The sequence below is a fragment of the Methylobacterium sp. J-030 genome, assembly GCF_022829545.1.
GTDB lineage: Bacteria > Pseudomonadota > Alphaproteobacteria > Rhizobiales > Beijerinckiaceae > Methylobacterium.
This window is the reverse complement of record NZ_JAKSYM010000036.1, coordinates 1-21,920: the sequence shown is the minus strand read 5'-3', so window position 1 is coordinate 21,920 and position 21,920 is coordinate 1. Positions and strand designations below refer to the sequence as shown.

Sequence of the window (21,920 nt, the reverse complement as noted above, 5' to 3'; positions counted from 1 at the left end):
GTCGGGCACTTCCCGCACCGGGAGGATCCCGACCGGGCAGCGGAGGCGATCGCGGGGTTCTTCAAGCGGATCGGGTGGCGGTGAGGCGCCCCCCCCCCCCCCGGTCCGCAGGTCCCGGAGGCCCGGGAGCCGCGGTTCCGGTGTCCCGTCGCGGCACGGATCGGCCAGGCCGCGCGATGGGGCCGTTGACCTTCCCCTAACCCGTCCCTGCCACAGTCATCTTCGGGCGCCAGGTTGCGTATCGGCCCCGCGACAGCCCCGCCGATCGGTCCATCCCGGCGGCGGGGCTCGTCGCAGCCCGACTTGCGCCGGATGCCGGATCCGTGACACTGGCGCGATGCCGCGCTCGCCCTGGACCGGTCCGCACCCGCTCCTCCTCGCCTCGACCAGCCCGACCCGGCGCCTCCTGCTGGAGGGCGCGGCGCTGCCGGTCGAGACCGCCGCGCCCGATGTCGACGAGCGCGCCCTGGAGGCCGAGAGCGCCGGCCTGTCCCCGCCCGACCTCGCCCTGCACCTCGCCCGCGCCAAGGCCGACTCCGTGGCGGCCCGTTTCCCCGGACGCCTCGTCGTCGGCGCCGATCAGGTGCTCGATCGCGACGGCACAGTGTTCCACAAGCCGGCCGATGCGCAGGCCGCCCGGGCGCAGCTCGCCCGTCTGTCCGGCCGCACCCACGCCCTGCATTCCGCAGTGGCGCTGGCCGGGGCGGTCGAGGACGCCTTCGTGGAGACCGCCCGGCTGACCCTGCGCCCCCTCGATGACCGGGCCATCGCGGCCTATGTGGACTGCGCCGGCGAGGATCGCGTGCGGGCGAGCGTCGGCGGCTATCAGCTCGAAGGGCCTGGGATCCACCTGTTCGAATCGGTCGCGGGCGATCACAGCACGGTGCTGGGCCTGCCGCTGCTGCCGCTCCTCGCGCGGCTGCGCGCCGCCGGCTATCTGGCGTTCTGAAGGGGAGTACCGTCTTGGCCGGACACGACCATTCGCACGGCGGCCACGATCACGCGGGCCATTCCCACGGTGGTCACACGCATGGTGGTCACACGCATGGCGGCCACGCGCATGGCGGCCACGTCCATGCGCCAAAAAATTTCGGGCCCGCCTTCGCGATCGGCATCGCGCTCAACACCGTCTTCGTGGGGGTGGAGGCGGTCTACGGCTATCTCGGCAACTCCATGTCGCTGGTGGCCGATGCCGGCCACAACCTGTCGGACGTCCTAGGCCTCGTAGCCGCCTGGGTCGCCGCAATCCTCGTGCGCCGCCAAGCCACCGCGCGCTTCACCTACGGCTACCGCGGCTCCTCGATCCTGGCCGCCCTGTTCAACGCCGTGTTCCTGCTGATCGCCATGGGGGCGGTGATCTGGGAGGCGCTGGTGCGGCTCGTCCACCCGGAGCCCGTGGCCGGCCTCACCGTGATGGTGGTGGCCGCCATCGGGATCCTGGTGAACGGCGTCACCGCCTGGCTGTTCGCCAGCGGCGCCAAGGACGACATCAACATCCGCGGGGCCTTCCTGCACATGGCGGCCGACGCCGCGGTCTCGGCCGGCGTCGTGATCGCAGGCCTCGTGATCCAGCTCACCGGCTTCGTCTGGCTCGATCCCGCGGTCAGCCTCGTGGTCGCGGGCCTCGTGGTCTGGGCGACCTGGGGACTCCTGCGCGACAGCGTGGCGATGTCCCTCGACGCCGTGCCGTCCGAGATCTCCCCCGCGGCGGTGACCGGCTTCCTGCGCGAGCGCCCCGGCGTCGCCGACCTCCACGACCTGCACATCTGGCCGATGAGCACCACCAGCGTCGCCTTGACGGTCCACCTCGTGATGGAGGAGGGGTATCGGGCGCAGCAGCCCGGCAACGGCTTCCTCACCGAGACCGCCGAGGGCCTGCGCACGCGCTTCGGCATCGGCCACGCCACGCTGCAGATCGAGGAGGCCGGCGGCCCGGCCTGCCGTCTGGCCCGGGACTGTGCGGCGTGACCGAGTCGCATCCCCGCGCCCCACTTCTTCGCGCCTTCGTGGTGGGCCACCCGATCGCCCATTCGCGCTCGCCGCTGATCCACGGCCACTGGCTCGCCGAGCACGGGATTGCCGGCTCCTACGAGCGCCTGGACGTACCCCCGGAGGCTTTTTCGCAGTTTATCCGGGCGCTGCCGGAGTCCGGTTTCCGGGGCGGCAACGTCACCCTCCCGCACAAGGAGGCGGCCTGCGCGCTCGCCGACACCCTGACGCCGCGGGCGGACAAGATCGGCGCGGTGAACACCCTGGTGGTCGGGCCCGACGGGCGGATCCGCGGCGACAACACCGACGCGCCGGGCTTCTGCGCCCATCTCGATCACAGCCTGGGGGCGGACTGGCCGGCACGCGGGAACGGCACCGCCGTGGTGCTGGGCGCCGGCGGCGCGGCCCGGGCGATCGTGGTCGGGCTGGCCGAGCGGGGGATGCGGCGCATCCGCGTCGCCAACCGCACCCCGGCCCGGGCCGAGGCGGTGGCGGCGCTCGCCCCCGGCATCGCCGACGCCCTCGCCTGGGACGACCTGCCGGCGGTGCTCGCCGAGGCCGGGCTCCTCGTCAACACCACGTCGCTCGGCATGAAGGGCCAGCCGCCCCTCGCCCTCGACCTCGCGCCCCTGCCGCCCGGGGCCGCGGTGGCCGACATCGTCTACGCGCCGCTCGAAACCGATCTCCTGGCGGCGGCGCGCCGCCGGGGGCTCTACGCCGTGGACGGGCTCGGCATGCTGCTGCACCAGGCCGTGCCGGGCTTCGCGGCGTGGTTCGGGCCGCGCCCGACCGTCACGCCCGCCCTGCGCGACCGGATCATGGCGGATCTCGCGCGATGACGCCGAAGGCCGGGTCCGGACCCGTGGTGCTCGGGCTCACCGGCTCGATCGGCATGGGCAAGTCGGCCACCGCGGCGATGTTCGCCCGGCGCGGCGTCCCGGTCCACGACGCGGATGCCGCCGTCCACGCCCTCTACGGACCCGGCGGGGCGGCCGCCGCGGCGATCGGGGCGGCTTTTTCGAACGTGCTCGACCCGGAGGGTGGCGTCGACCGGGGGCGCCTGCGCGCGGCCGTGCTCGGAACCCCCGACCGGATGGCGGCCCTCGAACGAATCGTCCACCCGCTGGTCCGGGCGGCCAGCACCGATTTTTTGGCCCAGCACGCAGGCGCCCCCCTGGTCGTCCTGGATATCCCGCTCCTCTACGAGACCGGCGGCGCGGGCCGCTGCGATGCGGTCGCGGTGGTGAGCGCCCCGCCGGAGGTCCAGCGCGCCCGGGTGCTGGCCCGCCCCGGCATGAACGAGGTCGCCTTCGCGGCGATCCTGGCCAAGCAGATGCCCGACGCCGAGAAGCGCGCCCGGGCGGATTTCGTCATCGACACGGGCCAGGGGTTTCCCGCCGCCGAGGCCGAGGTGGCGCGGATCATCGCCCGGCTGACGGAGGGCCGTGCGCCGCCGCACCAAGGGCACGGATGACGCAGCCATACCGGTACATATCTGCGGTTGTAATTCGCATGGGAGCGATCTGACCGCAGGATGGGCGTGATGGTACGGTGCCTTGGAGCCCACAATCGAATCCGATCCCGCCGCCTTCTGTCGGCGGTCGCATTGGCGCTGCTGTGGACCGCGCCGGCCAACGCGCAATACGCCACATCCTGCCCACCGCCGAAGAAATTCGCCGCCGGCGCCTGCGTCATCACCTGCCCGGCCGGCTACGAGGATCAGGGTCGCGTGTGCGTCTACCGCAACCTGTCCCGGTAGGGGCACCGGAGCTTAACCGCGAGGGTCTATCAGGCTAAGGCTCTGCCCATTGTCTGCGAGCCGCGAGACCCATGCTGCGCGAGATCGTCCTCGACACCGAGACCACCGGCACGGAAGCCAGGGGCGGCGACCGCCTGATCGAGATCGGCGCGGTAGAGCTCCTCAACCACATCCCCACGGGCCGGACCTTCCACCGCTACTGCAACCCGCAGCGGGCGGTCTCCGAGGGGGCGTTCAACGTCCACGGGCTGTCGGACGCGTTCCTCGCCGACAAGCCGGCCTTCGCCGAGATCGTCGGCGAGCTCCTGGATTTCCTCGGCGACGGGCGGCTCGTGATCCACAACGCGCCCTTCGACGTCGGCTTCCTCAACATGGAATACGCCAGGCTCGGCGACCGCGCCCCGAAGCCGATCCGGTTGGAGGACGTGGTCGACACCCTGCCGATGGCCCGGCGCAAGCACCCGGGCGCGGCCAACAACCTTGACGCCCTGTGCAGCCGCTACGGCATCGACAACACCAAGCGCACCAAGCACGGGGCGCTGCTCGACGCCCAGATCCTGGCCGAGGTCTATGTCGAGCTGCTCGGCGGCAAGCAGACCAGCCTCGGGCTGATGGAGGCGGCGGTCACCGCCCCCCATGCGGGATCGGCCGCCCGGCAGGCGAACGCGGCGGCGCCCCGCTCGTACCGGAGCCGTCTGACGGAGGACGAGCGCGCCCGCCACGACGCCTTCCGGGCGAGCCTCGGCGCCGCCGCGATCTGGTCCGACTACGTCGGCACCGACGAGCCCGCCTGAGGCGCCAGCCAGACCCGCGTCCCCGGGTGTTGCGGCGCAGCAGAGCGCGGTTTATTGCGACGCACAATCCAAGCTCGGCGTACCATCGATCGGATGGTGAGGATGGTCCATGCGGTGGCTTCGGCGCGTAGGTCCCAGCCGTGACGGGAATGCTGACACAGCGAGGCGCGCACGCATGACCGACGCTCTCGGCGGCCGCGACGGGGAGCCGACCCACGGGTCCTGCACCTCGCCCTGGGCCGACATGATCGAGGCGACCCGCCTCACCGGCCTCGGCCGACTGGACGAGGCGACCGCGCTGATCCAGCGCAGCCTCGGTGGTGCCCCGCAGGCCCGCCGCGACGAGGCCCCGGCCGGCACGGCGGGGGATCCGGTCGCGGAGTCCGGCCCACGGGTGCGCGAGGTGGTGGGCCAGGTCGTGCGCGGCCTCGCGCCCGTCCTGAAGGGCCTGGGCAAGCCCCTGCGGCAGCCCGCGCCGGCCGCCGATCCCGCCGTCCCGCCAGGCGGCAGCTTCGTGGCCCTGAGCCACGCGGAGGCCGCCGGCAGCCGTGACTACAAGCTGTTCATTCCGAGCCGCCCGGACGCCCGGGCTCCGCTCGTCGTCATGCTGCACGGCTGCACGCAGAACCCGGACGATTTCGCCGCCGGCACCGGCATGAACACCCTCGCCGAGCGCGCGGGCGTGTTCGTGGCCTATCCGGCGCAGAGCCGGCAGGCCCATGCCCAGCGCTGCTGGAACTGGTACGATCCCCGGGATCAGGCCCGCGGCTCGGGCGAGCCGGCGATCATCGCGGGCCTCACCCGGGCGATCCTGGCCGAACACCCGATCGACCCGGCCCGGGTCTACATCGCGGGCCTGTCGGCGGGGGGGGCGGCCGCCCTCAACATCGCCCGGGCCTATCCGGATCTCTACGCCGCCGTGGGGGTGCATTCGGGCCTCGCGGCCGGCTGCGCCCGGGACCTCGGCTCGGCCCTGATGGCCATGCAGGTCGGGGCGCCGGGGCTCGCCAAGACGACGCCGTTCGGCGCACCCGCCGCGGCCACCCGCGTGCCCACCATCGTCTTCCACGGCGAGGATGACGGGACGGTGAGCGTGCGCAATGCCGATCAGGTGCTGGCGCAGGCCGACGTGGCGGGGCTGACCGCGCGCTCCGAGACCCTGGAGGGCCGCGGCCATCCCTTCACCCGCACCCGCTACCGGGATTCCTCCGGCCGGGTGATGGTGGAGGATTGGCGGGTGCGCGGCGCCGGCCACGCCTGGTCGGGCGGCCGCCCCGAGGGCAGCTACACCGATCGCGAGGGCCCCGACGCCTCCCGGGCGATGCTCGACTTCTTCGCCGAACATCGGTTAGGCCCGAAACGCCGGTAAGGGGTTCCCGAAGGGCGAGCCCTTTGGCGGGGTATCGGGGCGGAGCCCCGATGTCGGGCTTCGCCCGACGATCGAGCGAAGCTCGACTGCAGGGCTCTGCCCCGCACCCGCAAAAGGTCCCGGACCTTTTGAAACCAGGACTGTCCATGACCGCCATCCCGACCCTGAACGGCCTCGCCGCGATCGCCGACCGGTACGACCTGATCCTCTGCGATGTCTGGGGCGTGCTGCATGACGGCCAGACGGCCCATAGAGCCGCCGGCGAAGCGCTGATCCGCTTCCGCGGCTTGGCCGGAGACCGGCCGCGCCGGGTGGTGCTGGTCTCGAACGCCCCCCGGCCCGGGGACGGGGTGGGGCGCATCCTCGACCGGTTCGGCGTGCCGCGAGAGGCCTACGACGCGATCCTCACCTCGGGCGACCTCACCCGCGGCCTGATCGCCGGGCGGCCCGGCGCCCGGATCCGCCATATCGGGCCGGAGCGGGACCTCGGCATCTTCCAGGGCCTCGACCTCAGCCTCGTGCCGGAGGGGGAGGCCGACCTCGTGGTCTGCACCGGCCTGTTCGACGACCGCAGCGAGACCGCCGACGATTACCGGCCGGAGCTGGCGCGGCTCGCCGCCCGCGGGCTGACGATGATCTGCGCCAATCCCGACCTCGTGGTGGAGAGCGGCAACCGCCTGATCCCCTGCGCGGGCCTGCTGGCGGCGGCATATGCGGAACTCGGCGGCCCGGTGGTCTATGCCGGCAAGCCGCACCGGCCGGTCTACGAGGCGGCCCTCGCTAAGGGGGGCGACCTCACTGGCGCCCCGGTCGATCCGGCCCGGGTCCTGGCGATCGGCGACGCGATCCGCACCGACATCGCGGGGGCACGGGGGTTCGGCATCGCGAGCCTGCTGGTCGCCCGGGGCATCCACGCGGAGGAACTCGGCGTCACGGCCGACCACCACCGACTGGGTGACGTGGCGGCGTGGCTCGGCCGGCAGGCGGTGCATCCCGATGCCGTGATCGAGCGGCTGGTCTGGTAGGCGACACGCCGCGCGGCTTCCGGCTGCGACACCGATCCCCGAAACAATCCCGTCCGAAGCCCATTGGACAGGCGCCGCAACGTTCGCGTGCAGACCTTTCATCCATGGACAACGGGATTTCGATGACGCCTCAATTCTGGTTGTGGGTGGGCTTTGCCGGCATGGCGGCGGGAGCCGCCGCGATCCTGGTCCTGGCCAAGCGGCGGACGCCCGCCGAAGAGGCCGACGGGATCATCCACGGAATCGTGCCGATCATCGCAGCCTGCTCCTACTTCGCCATGGCCACCGGCCAGGGAAGCCTCGTCCTGCCCGCCGGTCCCGACGCGGCCGAGGCGGCGCGCCAGTTCTACTTCGCGCGCTACATCGACTGGACCTTCACCACGCCCCTGCTGCTCGTCGGCTTGTCGCGCACCGCGATGCATTCCGGCATGCGCCGGCCGGCCGTCGTCTGGGGGCTGGTCGGCTCCGACCTGATCATGATCGTGACGGCCTTCGCGTTCGGCCTATCCGACGTCGCCTGGGTGAAGTGGACGTGGTTCGCGATCTCGTGCGGCGCCTTCCTGGCGGTGTTCTACGGGATCTTCGTGCAGCTGCGCGAGGAGAACGCCGGCGAGCGGGCCGACGTGCGCAAGGCCTTCCTGCGCAATGCCGTGTTCCTCACCGGCGTCTGGTGTGCCTACCCGGTCGTGCTGCTTGTCGGTCAGGACGGCCTCGGCCTCCTGTCGTCGACCGTCGCCCTGGCGGTGATCGCGATCCTCGATCTGACCGCCAAGGTCGTCTACGGCATCATGGCGACCCTGGAGACGACCCGCGCCGTCGATCGCGACCTGAAGGACGGGCCGGTCGCCGCCACGCCCCTGCGCCGGGCGGCCTGACGCGGATGGCGGCCCGCTCGTCCGTCGCCCTCCCCGGGGATGCGGCCGGCGCGCGCCGCCACCGCCTCTCCCTATCGGGGCCCCGCCTGGTGCAGGCCCTATCGGGGCCCCGCCTGGTGCAGGGTGCCGGTACGCTGGTCGCGCTCGGGCTGATCGCCTCCGCGTCTCTGCCGCGGGACGTCGCCTGGGTGGTGGCGCTGGCGGTGGTGATCGTCCTCGGGGTCCCTCACGGAGCCCTGGACGGCGCGGTGGCAGCGCCCCTGCTGTGGCCCCGCTATGGCCGGGCGTGGTTCCCGGTCTTCGCGGTCCCGTATCTCGGGCTCGCGGGTTCGGTGCTGCTGGCCTGGCAGGCCCTGCCCCTGGCCACCCTGGCGGCGTTCCTGGCCGTGTCGGTCCTGCATTTCGGCACGGAGGATGCCGGCCCCGGCCGGCCGGTCGAGGCGCTCGTGCGCGGGGGGCTTCCGATCGCCCTGCCGGCGCTGCTGCACCCGAGGGAGACGGCGGACCTCTTCGCGGTCGTGGCGCGCGTGCCGATGCCGGAGCTCCCCGCCTGGTGGTCGGCGGCAGCCTGGCTCTGGCTCGCCCTGGCGGCGGCCTGGCTTCTGATTTGCCGGCCCCGTCCGGCGGTTCTCACCGAATTGGCCGTCCTGGCCGCCGCCTTCCTGGTGCTGCCCCCGCTCACGGCCTTCACCCTGTACTTCGTCGGCCTCCATGCACCCCGGCACATGCTGGCGCTGGTGGGCGATCCCACGAAGGCACCCGGCATCGACACGATGCCGCGCGCCGTCCGCGCCGCGCTGCCGATCTTCGCCCTGACCCTGGGGCTCGGTGCCGGATTGTGGCCGCTCTATGCCGCCGGCGCCCCGGACGCGGCGGCGAACCTCCTGACCGTGACGCTCCAGATGCTGTCGGCCCTCACCGTGCCTCACATCCTCCTCGATCACGTCGCGGCCCGCTCCGCGCGTCCGTCCGTCCTCCGGGCGATGCCGTGACCGCGGCGCTTCAGCGGTCATCGCCGCCGGCCTCGACCGGCCCTGCCACGCTCCAGCCGCGGCGGGCAACCGATGCGCGCGGCGAGCGCGCGCCGTCGATATCGGAAGCCGCACCCCCATGACCATCCCCGCCGCCGCCCATGCCCGGACCATCCTGGCCGCCCACGAGCATCGCCGCTCGATCGCGCCGCTGACCGGCTGGGATCCGGCCCTCGATCTGCCGGCCGCCTACCGGGTCGCCGAGGAGATACGCCGCCTGCGCGCCGCCCGGGGCGAGCGCGTGGTCGGCCGCAAGATCGGCTTCACCAACACCACCCTGTGGGACCGGTACGGCGTCCGGGCGCCGATCTGGGGCCACGTCTACGACACGACCCTGCGCGACCGCTCCGCCCTGGCCGGGCCCGTGGCGCTCGCCGCCTTCGTCGAGCCGCGCATCGAGCCGGAGATCGTGTTCGGGCTCGCCCGAACGCCGGAGCCCGGCATGGACGCCGCGGCCCTGATCGGGTGCGTCGCCTGGGCGGCGGCCGGCTTCGAGATCGTCCAGTCCCTCTATCCTGGCTGGCGCTTCACCGCCCCCGACACGGTCGCGGCCTTCGGGCTGCACGGTTTGCTGGTGGTTGGCGCGCGGGTCCCGATCGCCGCCGCGGAGCGGCCGCGCTGGATCGGCGGGCTCGAGACGGTCTCGATCGATCTCCTGCGGGACGGATCGCGCGCCGAGACGGGCAGCGGCCGGAACGTGATGGGCTCAGGCCCCCTCGCCGCCCTCGGCCATCTTGTCGATGTGCTGGCTAACGATTCCGTATCCCCGCCCCTCGCGGCCGGCGAGATCATCACCACCGGCACCCTGACCGACGCGTTGCCGGTGGCGCCCGGTCAGCGCTGGCAGACCCGGATCGACGGATTGCCGCTGCCCGATATCGATCTCGGCTTGATCTGACGCGGCCGATACGGATGATCGGCGGGTTCCGCGACGCACCCCGCGCCGGCTTCGGGAGTCAGGCCTTGGCGATGCTTAGCCGACATGCCACATCCGGGAGCATGCCCGGCCGCCCGCGGAGACGCTACACCACCTTCCTCGTCGCCGTGACGCCGGAGCGCCCCCGCAAGGCGTCGCGCCCGGTGGTCTACGCGGTGATGAAACCCGATGCCGAGGCGGCGCTGGAGGCCGTGCGCGGCCTGGCCGAGCCACGGGCCGCCGTCGCCCTGGTGGGCGGCCTGTCGACCCGGATCGCCAAGGCGCTCAAGCTGAAACCCGACGAGCCGCGCGCCGTGTGATCGGCCCCGGGCCGCGGGCCGCTCAGTCCACCGCCAGCCGGTAGCCCACCCCCCGCACCGTCTGGAGGAAGACCGGGTTGGCGGGGTCGACCTCGGTCTTGCGGCGCAGGCGGTTGATCTGCACGTCGACCGTGCGCTCGGCCGCCGCGCCCCCGGGGCCTGCGAGCTGCTCGCGCTCCACGTTGGCGCCGCCGGCCAGCGCCAGGATGGTCAGGATCTCGCGCTCGCGCTCGGTGATGCGGATCAGCTCGTCGTCCCGGCGCAGCTCGCCCCGGTCGATCCGGAACGCGAAGGGCCCGAAGGTCACCGTCTCGGCCGCCGCCTCGCGGGGGCGCGGGCTGCGCTTGATGATGTTGCTGAGCCGCAGCGTCAGCTCCCGCGGCTCGAACGGCTTGGGCAGGTAATCGTCCGCGCCGATCTCCAGGCCCATCACGCGGTCGTTCGGATTCGAGCGGGCGGTGAGCATCAGGATCGGCACCCGGGAGGTCTCGCGCACGCTGCGGGCGTAGTCGAAGCCGTTCTCGCCCGGCATCATCACGTCGAGCACCATGGCGTCGAACACCACGCTCTGGGCCCGGGCCCGGGCCTCGGCGGCGCTCGCCGCCGCGGTGACCCGGAACCCCTGGTCGGTCAGGTAGCGGGCGAGCAACTCGCGCAGGCGGCGGTCGTCGTCCACCACGAGGACGTGCGGCGCCTCGTCGGGCAGGTCGGCCCGGACGGGATGGCTCATGCGCCGCCCCCGCCGGAGCCGTTTCCGATCGCGTCGCGACCGGGAACGGCTCTCAGTCTTTGTTGTGCCGCGCTCTCCTGCGCCGAGCCGGCGTCGGCGGAGCGCGCGCGCGTCCCGCGCCGCGCCATCAGGCTCCGGACCGCGGGCCGATCCTCGGGCTCGATCATCGCCATCAAGAAATCCTCCGGGGAGCCCCGGGAATCCGGCGCGGCCAGCGCCCGGGCGAGGCGGCGCGCCTGAACGCGGGTCAGGTCGGCCGCCAGCTCCGCCCCCGCATCCGTGCAGTACAGGAGGCGCTGGCGCCGGTCGCTCGCGCCCGGCTTCTGCGCGACGTAGCCCTGGCCGATCAGGTCCTTGAGCACCCGGTTGAGGCTCTGCTTGGTGATCCGCAGGATGTCGAGCAGTTCGGCGATGGTGAGGCCCGGATAGCGGTCGACGAAGTGCAGCACCCGGTGGTGCGCCCGTCCGAAGCCGTAGGCCGCCAGGATCCGGTCGGGATCGCCCACGAAGTCGCGGTAGGCGAAGAACAGGAGTTCGATCAGGTCGTCGCTGCCGAGGGCGGCCGGCGCGGCGCCCGGACGGGGGTTCGCCGCGAAGGTCTCCAGGTAGGCCTCTTGGCGCAAAGCCTCTTGGCGCAAAGCCTTTCGGCCTAAAGCCTCTTGGCCTAAAGCCTCTTGGCGCGGGGCTGTCCGTGTCACGGCGCGGCCGCTCCCAACGGGTGATAGGTCAGTCCCCGTGACGTTTCTCAAGGCGGCCGTGGCCCGTCAACCCTCGCCGCCCCGGCGACCGGGCTGTTGCGGGTTGTCCGCCCGCTCCGCTACGCAGGACCGTCGGGGCAAACGAGGGCGGTCGGACGCATGGCGCAAGCAGCTGAACCGGCATCAAACCGCCTGTGGATCCGCGACCCGCTCGCCATCCTGGCCGCGGGGGCGGCCGGCGGGATCGTGGTGGAGGGCACCCGGATCGCCGAACTGGTGCCGGCGGGCGCCCGGCCCGCCCGCCCGGTGGACGAGACCTTCGACGCGTCGCGCCACGTGGTGATCCCGGGGCTGATCAACACCCACCACCACGCCTTCCAGACGCTGACCCGCGCCCATCCGATCGCGATCAACAAGCCGCTCTTCCCCTGGCTGAAGGCGCTCTACACGGTCTGGGGGCGGATCACCCCGGAGGCGTTCCGGCTGGCCACCCGGGTGGCCTATACCGAGCTGCTGCTCTCGGGCTGCACCACGGCGGGCGACCACCACTACCTGTTCCCGAAGGGGCTGGAGGATTCGGTCGACGTCCAAGTGGACGAGGCCCGGGCGCTGGGCATCCGCGCCTTCGTCACCCGCGGCTCGATGAGCCTGTCCGACCGGGAGGGCGGCCTGCCGCCTGCGGCGCTGACACAGGACGACGACACGATTCTCGCCGATTGCGAGCGGGTGCTGAACCTGTTCCACGACCCCGCCCCCGGTGCGATGGTGCAGATCGGGCTCGCCCCCTGCTCGCCGTTCGCGGTGACGCAACGCCTGATGCGCGAGAGCGCGGACCTCGCCGCCCGCCACGGAGCCCGCCTGCACACCCATCTCGGCGAGACCCTCGACGAGGACGCTTATTGCCAGTCGATGTTCCAGTGCCGGCCAGTGGAGTACCTGGAGGCGGTCGGCTGGCTGAACGACCGGGTCTGGCTCGCCCACGGCATCCATTTCAACGACGCGGAGGTCGCGCGGCTCGGCAAGGCGGGGGTCGGCGTGTGCCACTGCCCGACCTCCAACATGACCCTGGCGTCGGGCCGCTGCCGCACCTGCGAGCTGGAGGCGGCGGGCTCCCCCGTGGGGCTCGGGGTCGACGGCTCGGCCTCAAACGACAGCTCGAACCTCATGGAGGGCGTGCGCCACGCGGTGATGCTGAGCCGGCTGACCTACGGCGCTGAGGCGGTGACGCATCTCGATGCGCTCCGCTGGGCGAGCGAGGGCTCGGCCGCGTGCCTCGGCCGCTCCGATATCGGGCGGATCGAGCCGGGGCGGGAGGCAGATCTCGCGCTGTTCACCCTGGACGAGTTACGCTTCTCCGGCGCCCACGACCCGCTGGCGGCGCTCGTCCTGTGCGGCGCCACCCGGGCCGACCGCGTGATGGTGGCGGGGCGCTGGCGGGTGATCGACGGGCAGCCGCTGGGGGTCGATGTGGGTCGCCTGCGCAAGGATCATTCGCGACTGGCGGTGGCGCTATTCGGGGCGACATGACGAGGCGCGGTGCTGTAGAATCTTTTGTTTCTTGGATCGCTTGGGCTAAGCCGTGACGAAACCACACGTCAGTTGCATAGCGGATTGCAACAGCCCAGGCCGTCCGGCAGGATTGTAGAAGGATGAGCACCGAGGTCGTATTCAGGATCGCTGACAGTTGGAACCCGAGTACGCTGCCTATGCAGCGTCTCGGAGAGTATCTTATCGAGTTGGCAGTTCTCTACGGAGAGCATGCAAACGTTCATTTCAAGCGTATCCGAAAAGGCAGTGCAGTGCTCGTCTCGCGCATTGACGAGCCTGCAGTACCCAGGGTGCTTGATCGCTTGGCTGCTGTTAATCGACTGGACGCCCCCAAGGACCTCAGACGGGCTTTCGAAACGGTCGATCGAATGTTAGCGATCGACAATGCCCGCGCTACGGTGAAAGTAGTGACGCCAGCGCAGAATTTGGAAGCGAGTAAGATTCTAATTGTGTTCCCTGGTCGCAGTCGCTCAGAACCAGTGGATTTCGGGGCGGTCCGCCGAGCGGGCTTCTTGGATGGCGAATTGATCCGAATCGGCGGAAAAGACGAGACGGTTCATTTGCAGCTTCAAGATGGTGATACGCTCCATACTAATATTGTAACCAACCGGGATCTTGGTCGCCAACTTGGTCATCTGCTGTTCGGTCCAACCGTTCGTCTATGGGGCACCGGATCTTGGAGACGAGGCGATGACGGTGCCTGGTCGGTCGTCAACTTTCGTGTCTCACGTTTCGAGAAGCTTGCAGATTTTGACGATCTGGCGAAAGCTGTGGAGGAACTACGCGACGTTCGGGGTAGTGAGTGGCACTTGGAAGCAGATCCTATCACTTCCCTGCTGGACGCGCGCCGTACGCAACCCGATGACGGTGATCTGTGATCGTCGCACTTGATGCCACAGCACTGATAACACTTCTTGATCGGGAAGCTGCTGGTCCGTTCGATCGGGTTGCCAATATGCGTGTAGAGCGCGCGCAGGACAGACTTGCTTATCTTGCATCCAGGGTAGGCAAGTCGAAAGGTGGGCGTCTCGTCATTCCGACGCCCGCGTTTACTGAAGCGGCCGTGCGGATTGATCCCACATCTGTCAATCGATATCTCCAGATTTTCGAGAGACTGAGTGGATTCCGAGTTGCCGATTTCGAGAAACTGGCTGCGCTGGAATATGCGTTCATGCAGCGCGAGCTTCTGAATGAACTACCCTCAAGACAGCGTCGATCAGCACTTGAAACAAAGGCCAAAGCTAAATTTGATCAGCAGATTATTGCCATATCCAAAGTCGAGCGCGCAGATTATATTGTGACCGACGATGATGGGTTAGCTAAATATGCCGCACGATTCAATCTTGAAACGAGACGCGTCGCAGATCTTCCACTCCCCACCTTAAGTGATGCACAAATTCCCCTTGATCTTAGTCCGCCTCCAGATATTCCTGAGGAATATTGAACAAGAAAGTGTGTCTATAAACATCGCATCTGGTGATTACAACATGAATGCTGCGGCGTAGCAGGGCAAGTTTCTTTCGTCGACGATGCATTTTTGTTTGCTGCACACGCTTACCTGATAACCATACGCCGCTGCCGGCCGATGTTTGCGCACCGTCCTGAATTTGAATCCAGAACGGCACATTAATCTGCACAGCAGTGAATATCCCTCAGAACAGCCCGTCGATCTGCCCGTTGGCGTCCAGCCGGATCGTGTCGGCGGCGGGCACCCGGGGGAGGCCCGGCATGGTCATGATCTCCCCGCAGATCGCCACCACGAAGCCGGCGCCGGCCGAGAGCCGGACATCGCGCACGCCCACGATATGCCCCTCCGGCGCGCCCATCAGGGTCGGGTCGGTGGAGAACGAGTACTGCGTCTTGGCCATGCAGATCGGCAGGTTGCCGTAGCCGTCCTTCTCGAAGGCGGCGAGTTTTTGGGCCGCCTTGGTCTCGATCTGGATGTCGGCGGCGCCGTAGAGCTTGGTGGCGATGGTCCGGATTTTTTCGGAGAGCGGCGCCTCGGTCTCGTAGGCGTGGCGGATCGGCGCCGGCTCGGCCTCGCTGAGCTTCACCACGGCGTGGGCCAGCTCCTCGGCGCCGGCCCCGCCCTCCGCCCAGTGGCGGCAGGTGATGGCCTCGACGTCGAGCCGCTCGCGGCAGAGTTCCTTGAGCTTGGCGTGCTCGGCATCGGTGTCGGCATAAAAGTGGTTGACGCCCACCACCACCGGCAGGCCGAAGCCGCGCAGGTTGGTGACGTGCCGGGCGAGATTGGCAAACCCCTTCTCCAGGGCGCCGATGTTCTCGGCCCCGAGGTTCTTCTTGTCGACGCCGCCATGCATCTTGAGGGCGCGGATGGTCGCCACCACCACGACCGCCGAGGGGGTGAGGCCCGCCTGCCGGCACTTGATGTCCAGGAACTTCTCCGCGCCGAGATCGGCACCGAACCCGGCCTCCGTCACCGTGTAGTCGGCGAGCCGCAGGCCCGCCCTTGTGGCGATTACCGAGTTGCAGCCATGGGCGATGTTGGCGAAGGGGCCGCCATGGATCAGCGCCGGGTTGCCCTCGAGCGTCTGCACGAGGTTCGGCTGCAGGGCGTCCTTGAGCAGCACCGTCATGGCGCCGGTGGCCTTCACGTCCTTGAGGGTGACGAGCTTGCGGTCGCGGGTCTCGGCGATGACGATCCGGCCGAGGCGCTCCTCCAGGTCGGCGAGATCCTTGGCGAGGCAGAACACCGCCATCACCTCGGAGGCGACCGTGATGTCGAACCCGTCCTCCCGTGGAAACCCGTTGGCGACGCCGCCGAGCGACTGGGTGATCTGGCGCAGCGCCCGGTCGTTCATGTCGACGACGCGGCGCCAGTGGATGCGGCGCACGTCGATGTTGAGCTCGTTCGCCCAGTAGACGTGGTTGTCGATCAGCGCGGCCGCGAGGCTGTGGGCCGCCGTGATGGCGTGGAAGTCGCCGGTGAAGTGCAGGTTGATCTGCTCCATCGGCACGACCTGCGCCTTGCCGCCGCCGGCAGCACCCCCTTTCATGCCGAAGCACGGCCCGAGCGAGGGCTCGCGCAGGCAGATCATGGTCTTCTCGCCGATGCGGTTCAGGGCGTCGCCCAGGCCCACCGTGGTGGTGGTCTTGCCCTCGCCCGCGGGCGTCGGGGAGATCGCGGTGACCAGCACGAGCTTGCCGGGCTTCTTGCCCTCGAGCCCGGCGATGTAGCCATGGTCGATCTTGGCGATGTGCTTGCCGTAATGGTGGAGCGCGTCATCCGGGATGCCGAGGCGCTCGGCGACCTGCCCGATCGGCTTCAGGGTCGCGGCGCGGGCGATCTCGATGTCTGACGGCATGGGCGTTCCCTCCCTGAGTCACGGGCTCTCGGCCCGCCGCCGGCTGTTGCCGTGCGGATGTCCAGCCCTGCAGGCGGCCGCCCGCGAACGGCTGCGCAGTGTGCGTCAAACGGAGGGGAAATGCGCGTCGATTTTTATGAGCTGGCGGACAAAACAAGTTTTTTGGTTCGCAGCTTCGCAGTGGGCCCGCAGGACGGCGCCGGGCCGGCTTTCCTTCCCTTACCCTCATCCTGAGGTGCCCGCGTCGGCGGCCCTCAAGGAGGCCTCCAGGGATCGCGCGGCTGGCTGGAGGTCTCCTTCGAGGCCTCCGCTGCGCTCCGGCACCTCAGGATGAGGGGAGAGCGCTGGATCGTCGATCCTGCTAGGCTTTTCCTCCTCCGCCGGAGCGAATCGGGTCGTGGCAGCCTTTGTGTATAGGTTGCGCTGCTCCGACGGCAGTGACTATGTCGGTTCTGCTCGCGGCGAGAGCCTGGACAAGCGGCTGAGCGAGCATCAGGCCGGCATGTATCCCGGTTATACCAGTCGGCGCCGGCCTGGAACGCTGGTCTATGCTGAACAGTTCGACCGCGCAGCCGCCATCCAAACAATCCCCCTCATCCTGAGGTGCCGGAGCGTAGCGGAGGCCTCGAAGGAGCCCTCCAGAGGTCACAGTGTCGTCTGGAGGGCGCCTGCGAGGCCCGCTGACGCGGGCACTGCAGGATGAGGGGGATTGTTTGGATGATCGCCCGTCGCGCGACCGGGGCACTCACCCCCCCGACTTCTTGGCCTTGTCGGCGGCACCCGGCGCCTCGTGCGGCTGCGGCGCGCCCTTCGGAAGCTCCGGGTTCTCGGCATTGTGCGGGGCGGCGACCGGGGCCGGCACCGTCTCGGCGGTGGCGGTCGGCTTCTCGATCTCAGGCAGGCCGTCCTTCAGCTTGGCGTTGATCTGCGCGAGGTCGTCCGGCTCGGGGTTCAGGTCCTTGGCGTGCTGCCACTGGAACTTGCCCTCGAGCCGCCGGCCCGCGCGCCAGTAGGCGTCGCCCAGGTGGTCGTTGATCGTCGGGTCGCCGGGCTTCAGCTCGACCGCCTTCTCGAGCTCGCGCACCGCGTCGTCCCAGCGACCGAGGCGGTAATAGGCCCAGCCGAGGCTGTCCACGATCATGCCGTCGCGCGGGCTCGCCTCGACCGCCTGCTGCAGCAGCTTGAACGCCTCGTCGATGTTGGTGTTCTGGTCGACCCAGGAATAGCCGAGGTAGTTCATCACCTGCGCCTTGGCGGCCGGCTGGCTGGCCGGCACCAGGGCGAGCGCCTTCTTGAGGTCGGCCTCGGCCTTCGGCCATTGCTTGGCGCGCTCGTAGGCGGTGCCGCGGAAATAGTAGGTTGTCCAGTAATTGGCCTGCGGCCGGTCGCCGATCAGATCGATGGCGCGGGTGTAGGTGGCGGCCGCCTCCTCGTAGTTCTTGCGCGCCCGCTGGACGTTGCCGAGCGCCGTGATCACGTCGATGTCGTCGGGATGGGCCTTCATGGTCGCGTCGAGGTGCTCCAGCGCCTCGTCGCTCTTGCCCATCTGCTCGAGGTTCAGGCCGACCTGGATGTCGGCGTTGAGCTTGAGTGGGGAATTGGCCGGGATCTGCGCGTAGGCCTCATTGGCGCGCTCGGGCTGCTTCATCCGGTCGAGCGTGTCGGCGAGCGTCAGCCGGGCCAGTGCATGGTCGGGGGCGAGGTAGAGGGCGAGCCGCAGGTAGATCACGGCGGGCAGCTCGTCGCCTTGCGTCGAGCCTGCCGAGCCCAGCCCGTACAGCACCTCGGCGGCGCCCTCCTGGGCGTTGGCGATCAGCCGCGTGAGGGGCTTGCCGGCCTTGAGCTTGTCGAGGGCGTCGCGCACCAGCGGATGCCGGGGCGAGAGCTGGTCGAAATCCGAATAGGCCTGGATCGCGAGGTCGGTGCGGCCGAGGCTGGCTTCGAGCCGCGCGTAGGCGTCGACGATGCGCAGGGTGTTGTGGTCGGCGTCGTAGGCGGCCTTGAGGCGCCGCTCGGCCTCGGCGTTGTCGCCGGTCACCGAGGCGATCAGGCCGGCATGGTAGTCGCGGAAGGTGTTGTAGTAGCGCTCGCCGCGGAGCTTGTTGACGGTCTCCAGCGCCTTCTTGCCGTCCCCCGCCCCGGCATACGACCAGGCGGTGAGCAGCGTGGCGGTCAGATCGGTCGCCGCGCCCCGGCCGCTCTTCGAAAAATTCTGGCGGGCGGCGGCCCACTGGCCGGCCTTGATCTGGCGCACCCCGAGGGAGAGGTTGGCGAGCCCGTTGGTCGGATCGCGGGCGATCAGCTTCTCGGCGGTGCGGAACGCGTCCGGCAGGGCGCCGTCGGCCAAGAGCGAGATGAAGGCGCGCTCGACGAGTTCCGCGTTGCGCGGGTCGGCCTTCACGGCCTCGCGGTAGAAGGTGGCGGCCGCCGCCGTGTCCCGGGCCGCGCCCGCGATGTAGGCCGAGAGGAAGTTGCCCTCCAGCGAATCCGCGGGCTCGTAATCGAGCACCGGGGTCGATTCCTTCGGCTGCGCGGCCAGCACGGTCTGCGGCAGACCGGCGGCGAGCAGCAGGGCGAGCGCCGAGACGCTCCGGCGGGCGCGGGATGTCATCATGAACCGATCGCGGCTCCTGGGCGCCGGGCCGCCAAGGGGCCGGACGCGAGAATGGCGGGTTATCCCCGGAAAAACGCCGGGGACACTGGACCCATCCCGCCAGCCCCGCAAGGCGAAAGGATGGCGCGGGGGGTGATCCAGGTCAGGCGGGCTCGGGCGCCGGCTTCCGGCGACGGCTACCGCGCGCGCCGAGCAGGCTCGAAAGAACATCGGACGGGATCATGGCCGGCAGCGTGGCCGTCAAAAGCCCGTGCACGCTCACGTGAATGTCAAGATCCGCAATCGCGAAGGCGGCGCCCCCTGGCCAGAGTTCGAGGCGTGACAAAGCGGAGATGTCGACCTCCCGCAGGGGTTCGATCGACACGCGGGGGATCAGAAATCCGCCATGCCGCTCGGTCAGGATCGCGACGGCATCGTGATCCGGCCAGTAGCTGACTGCACTGGCCCGGAACTCGCGCACGGAGCGGGCGCGTCCCTGCTCAAGCGCGTGCTCAAGGTCCGCCTCTGAAACGACGTGGCGCGTCATGCCTCTGTCCCTGTTCCGGCCTTGATCGCCATCTTCGAGCCGTCGCTGAAGACGAGCCTCAAATCCTCGCTGTCCGGTTCGTAGGAGGCCGTGCGCACCTGTCGAGTCTTTCCATGGCGGCGCGACAGGAGCGTGAGGGATCCTGTCGCGTGATTCTCTGCCGTCGCCAACCGCCCTTCGAGGCAAGTCGTGCCCTGGATGGACCACCAGCACCGCCGACAGACCGCGAGACGATCCTGTACCTCATCGAGAAGCAGTCCCACCGCGCGCCGTCGCGGCGCGTTGCGGAGTGGCTCGACATCCCAAAGCGCCACCACGTCAGTAACGAACGAGAACCTGATGCGTGCCGTCCAGGCCTGACGGCGCTGAAGGGCGCTGATATGGGGTGGACAATGGTCGTGCGAGAACACGACGACCTGCGCACCGATCTGCTCCGAGACGAAGACTTCCGCCATCCCGACCCCTGGCACCGATCCTAGTTTCGCGAGCCAGGTTTCCAAGCGCAGATGTTTCGGCCGTCGCCAATCATCCCCCTCACATATTCGGATAGTTCGGCCCGCCCGGCCCCTCCGGGGTCACCCAGTCGATGTTCTGGTTCGGGTCCTTGATATCGCAGGTCTTGCAGTGAACGCAGTTCTGCGCGTTGATCTGGTAGCGCACGCCGTCCGAGGCCGCGGCATCCTCCACCCACTCGTAGACGCCCGCCGGACAGTAGCGCCCCGAGGGGCCGCCGTAGACGTCGTGCTCGGAGCGCTTCTGCAGCTCGAGGTCCCGGACCTTGAGGTGGGGCGGCTGATCCTCCTCGTGGTTGGTGTTCGACAGGTAGACCGAGGAGAGCCGGTCGAAGGTCAGCTTGCCGTCGGGCTTCGGGTAGACGATCGGCGTCACCTCGGCGAGCGGCTTGAGGCAGGCATGATCCGGCTTGCCGTGCGCGAGCGTCCCGAACGGCGAGGCGCCGAGGATCGTGGTCGCCCACATGTCGATCCCGCCGAGGCCGACGCCGACCAGCGTGCCGTACCGCGACCAGAGCGGCTTGACGTTGCGCACCGCCTTCAGGTCCTGCCCGATCGGGCTGTCGCGCCAGCCGGCCTCGTAGGCGGCGAGCTCGTCGCCCGCGCGGCCCGCCTTCAGGGCGTCCGCGATGGCGTCGGCCGCCTGCATGCCGGAGAGCAGCGCGTTGTGCGAGCCCTTGATCCGCGGCACGTTCACGAAGCCGGCCGAGCAGCCGACGAGGCAGCCGCCCGGGAAGACCAGCTTCGGCACCGACTGCCAGCCGCCCTCCATGATGGCCCGCGCCCCGTAGCCGATGCGCTTGGCGCCCTCGAAGGTCTCGGCGATCATCGGGTGGGTCTTGAAGCGCTGGAACTCCTCGAACGGCGACAGGGTCGGGTTCTCGTAGTTCAGGTGCGTGACGAAGCCGACCGAGAGCAGGTGGTCGTCGAAATGGTAGAGCCAGGAGCCGCCGCCGGCCTTGTTGGGCAGCGGCCAGCCCATCGTGTGCTGCACGAGGCCGGGCTCGAACTTGCCGGGGGCGAGCTGCCACAGCTCCTTCACGCCGAGCCCGTACTTGAAGTGGTCGCTGTGCCGGTTGAGTTCGAAGCGCCGGATCAGCCCCTTGGTCAGGTTGCCCCGGGCGCCCTCGCCGAACACCGTGTACTTGCCGCGCAATTCCATGCCGCTTGTGTAGTCGTCGCGCGGCTCGCCGGACTTGCCGATGCCGAGATCGCCCGTGGCGACGCCCGCCACCGCGCCGTTCCCGTCGAACAGCACCTCCGCGGCCGGGAAGCCCGGATAGATCTCGACGCCGAGCGCCTCGGCCTGGGCGCCCAGATACTTGCAGACGTTCGAGAGCGAGCCGACGAAGTTGCCGTGGTTCGACATCAGCTTGGGGAAGAACACGTTCGGCAGGGTGATGCCGCTGTTCTTGGTGAGCATCATGAACTCGTCGCGCTCGACCGCCGTCTTCAGCGGCCGCTCCGGATCCTGGCGCCACTCCGGCAGCAGCCGGTCCAGGCCGATCGGATCGATCACCGCCCCCGACAGGATGTGGGCGCCGACCTCCGAGCCCTTCTCGACGACGACGACCGAGATCTCCTCGCCGATTTCGGCGGCGCGCTGCTTCAGGCGGATCGCGGTGGCGAGCCCGGCGGGGCCTGCGCCCACCACGACCACGTCGAAATCCATGCTCTCGCGTTCGGGCAGCGCCATCCTCGCCTCTCCTTGTTCTTGTTCGCGGAAGTCGCCGCGGCGACCCTCATGCTGCCGTCTCAAGCGATTCCAAGCTAGAAAGGCAAGTTGCCGACGCCCAGGCTTACGGCAAAGTTCCCTTTGCCGCACCGGAGGGGGTACGGGGTGATCCCATCCACCCCCTCATCCTGAGGTGCGGCGAAGCCGCCTCGA

At 69.8% G+C, this 21,920-nt stretch carries 22 protein-coding genes and 1 pseudogene; 16 read left to right on the top strand and 7 right to left on the bottom strand.

Annotation, left to right across the window (positions count from 1 at the left end):
- Window positions 1-337 precede the first annotated feature (337 nt).
- The 12 genes from MKK75_RS01340 (at window position 338) to MKK75_RS01285 (ending at window position 10,078) form a co-directional block, all read left to right on the top strand.
- Window positions 338-949, top strand: a complete 612-nt coding sequence (locus MKK75_RS01340; RefSeq protein WP_244040839.1) for a Maf family protein — start codon at window positions 338-340, stop codon at window positions 947-949.
- A 14-nt stretch (window positions 950-963) separates the two neighbouring features.
- Window positions 964-1,968 carry a cation diffusion facilitator family transporter gene (locus tag MKK75_RS01335; RefSeq protein ID WP_244040838.1) on the top strand — a complete coding sequence of 335 codons (1,005 nt, stop codon included), beginning with the start codon at window positions 964-966 and terminating at the stop codon, window positions 1,966-1,968.
- On the top strand, window positions 1,965-2,828 hold the full coding sequence (locus tag MKK75_RS01330; RefSeq protein WP_244040837.1) for a shikimate dehydrogenase: 864 nt from the start codon (window positions 1,965-1,967) through the stop codon (window positions 2,826-2,828). The genes MKK75_RS01335 and MKK75_RS01330 overlap by 4 nt, the downstream gene beginning before the upstream one ends.
- The gene (gene coaE, locus MKK75_RS01325) at window positions 2,825-3,463 is read left to right on the top strand and encodes a dephospho-CoA kinase (RefSeq protein WP_244040836.1); all 639 of its coding nucleotides are present in this window, start codon (window positions 2,825-2,827) and stop codon (window positions 3,461-3,463) included. Before MKK75_RS01330 ends, coaE begins: the two co-directional genes overlap by 4 nt.
- Before the next feature lie 69 nt (window positions 3,464-3,532).
- The gene (locus MKK75_RS01320; protein WP_244040835.1) at window positions 3,533-3,748 is read left to right on the top strand and encodes a hypothetical protein; all 216 of its coding nucleotides are present in this window, start codon (window positions 3,533-3,535) and stop codon (window positions 3,746-3,748) included.
- A gap of 71 nt (window positions 3,749-3,819) precedes the next feature.
- Entirely contained in the window at window positions 3,820-4,542 is a 723-nt protein-coding gene (gene dnaQ, locus MKK75_RS01315) for a DNA polymerase III subunit epsilon (protein WP_244040834.1), read from the top strand.
- A 175-nt stretch (window positions 4,543-4,717) separates the two neighbouring features.
- A complete protein-coding gene (locus MKK75_RS01310) occupies window positions 4,718-5,911 on the top strand; it encodes an alpha/beta hydrolase family esterase (protein WP_244040833.1) in 1,194 nt (397 codons plus the stop codon).
- Between the two features lie 146 nt (window positions 5,912-6,057).
- The gene (locus MKK75_RS01305) at window positions 6,058-6,936 is read left to right on the top strand and encodes a TIGR01459 family HAD-type hydrolase (RefSeq protein ID WP_244040832.1); all 879 of its coding nucleotides are present in this window, start codon (window positions 6,058-6,060) and stop codon (window positions 6,934-6,936) included.
- Between the two features lie 122 nt (window positions 6,937-7,058).
- A complete protein-coding gene (locus MKK75_RS01300; protein ID WP_244040831.1) occupies window positions 7,059-7,811 on the top strand; it encodes a bacteriorhodopsin in 753 nt (250 codons plus the stop codon).
- 5 nt (window positions 7,812-7,816) lie between these two features.
- Window positions 7,817-8,803 (top strand): Brp/Blh family beta-carotene 15,15'-dioxygenase, encoded by a 987-nt coding sequence (locus tag MKK75_RS01295; RefSeq protein WP_244040830.1) that lies wholly within the window; start codon window positions 7,817-7,819, stop codon window positions 8,801-8,803.
- A gap of 118 nt (window positions 8,804-8,921) precedes the next feature.
- Window positions 8,922-9,740, top strand: coding sequence for a 2-keto-4-pentenoate hydratase (locus MKK75_RS01290; RefSeq protein ID WP_244040829.1), 819 nt, complete (start codon window positions 8,922-8,924; stop codon window positions 9,738-9,740).
- A gap of 101 nt (window positions 9,741-9,841) precedes the next feature.
- Complete coding sequence (locus MKK75_RS01285) at window positions 9,842-10,078, top strand: hypothetical protein (RefSeq protein ID WP_244040828.1); 237 nt, start codon at window positions 9,842-9,844, stop codon at window positions 10,076-10,078.
- 22 nt (window positions 10,079-10,100) lie between these two features.
- Here MKK75_RS01285 and MKK75_RS01280 read toward each other — a convergent pair whose 3' ends face one another.
- Both MKK75_RS01280 and MKK75_RS01275 read right to left on the bottom strand, forming a co-directional pair.
- Window positions 10,101-10,808 (bottom strand): response regulator, encoded by a 708-nt coding sequence (locus MKK75_RS01280; RefSeq protein WP_244040827.1) that lies wholly within the window; start codon window positions 10,806-10,808, stop codon window positions 10,101-10,103.
- Window positions 10,809-10,918: 110 nt separating this feature from the next.
- A pseudogene (locus tag MKK75_RS01275) lies at window positions 10,919-11,413 on the bottom strand (MarR family winged helix-turn-helix transcriptional regulator); the annotation flags it as partial.
- Between the two features lie 252 nt (window positions 11,414-11,665).
- Here MKK75_RS01275 and MKK75_RS01270 point away from each other — a divergent pair.
- The 3 genes from MKK75_RS01270 (at window position 11,666) to MKK75_RS01260 (ending at window position 14,498) form a co-directional block, all read left to right on the top strand.
- Window positions 11,666-13,033: an 8-oxoguanine deaminase gene (locus MKK75_RS01270; protein WP_244040826.1), complete on the top strand. Its 1,368-nt coding sequence runs from the start codon at window positions 11,666-11,668 to the stop codon at window positions 13,031-13,033.
- 122 nt (window positions 13,034-13,155) lie between these two features.
- Window positions 13,156-13,932 (top strand): hypothetical protein, encoded by a 777-nt coding sequence (locus tag MKK75_RS01265; RefSeq protein WP_244040825.1) that lies wholly within the window; start codon window positions 13,156-13,158, stop codon window positions 13,930-13,932.
- The gene (locus tag MKK75_RS01260) at window positions 13,929-14,498 is read left to right on the top strand and encodes a hypothetical protein (protein WP_244040824.1); all 570 of its coding nucleotides are present in this window, start codon (window positions 13,929-13,931) and stop codon (window positions 14,496-14,498) included. The genes MKK75_RS01265 and MKK75_RS01260 overlap by 4 nt, the downstream gene beginning before the upstream one ends.
- 208 nt (window positions 14,499-14,706) lie before the next feature.
- Here the strand turns inward: MKK75_RS01260 and MKK75_RS01255 are convergent, their stop codons facing one another.
- Window positions 14,707-16,380 (bottom strand): formate--tetrahydrofolate ligase, encoded by a 1,674-nt coding sequence (locus tag MKK75_RS01255; protein ID WP_244040823.1) that lies wholly within the window; start codon window positions 16,378-16,380, stop codon window positions 14,707-14,709.
- 397 nt (window positions 16,381-16,777) lie between these two features.
- Here MKK75_RS01255 and MKK75_RS35995 point away from each other — a divergent pair, with 397 nt between their 5' ends.
- Entirely contained in the window at window positions 16,778-17,083 is a 306-nt protein-coding gene (locus MKK75_RS35995) for a GIY-YIG nuclease family protein (RefSeq protein ID WP_244040822.1), read from the top strand.
- Window positions 17,084-17,125: 42 nt separating this feature from the next.
- Here MKK75_RS35995 and MKK75_RS01245 read toward each other — a convergent pair whose 3' ends face one another.
- The 4 genes from MKK75_RS01245 to MKK75_RS01230 all read right to left on the bottom strand — a co-directional run bounded on the left by MKK75_RS01245 (window position 17,126) and on the right by MKK75_RS01230 (window position 21,728).
- Window positions 17,126-18,994, bottom strand: a complete 1,869-nt coding sequence (locus MKK75_RS01245; RefSeq protein ID WP_244040821.1) for a tetratricopeptide repeat protein — start codon at window positions 18,992-18,994, stop codon at window positions 17,126-17,128.
- 142 nt (window positions 18,995-19,136) lie between these two features.
- The gene (locus MKK75_RS01240; RefSeq protein ID WP_244040820.1) at window positions 19,137-19,520 is read right to left on the bottom strand and encodes a hypothetical protein; all 384 of its coding nucleotides are present in this window, start codon (window positions 19,518-19,520) and stop codon (window positions 19,137-19,139) included.
- A complete protein-coding gene (locus MKK75_RS01235; protein ID WP_244040819.1) occupies window positions 19,517-19,975 on the bottom strand; it encodes a hypothetical protein in 459 nt (152 codons plus the stop codon). The genes MKK75_RS01240 and MKK75_RS01235 overlap by 4 nt, the downstream gene beginning before the upstream one ends.
- 79 nt (window positions 19,976-20,054) lie before the next feature.
- The gene (locus MKK75_RS01230; protein ID WP_244040818.1) at window positions 20,055-21,728 is read right to left on the bottom strand and encodes an electron transfer flavoprotein-ubiquinone oxidoreductase; all 1,674 of its coding nucleotides are present in this window, start codon (window positions 21,726-21,728) and stop codon (window positions 20,055-20,057) included.
- Between the last annotated feature and the right edge of the window lie 192 nt (window positions 21,729-21,920).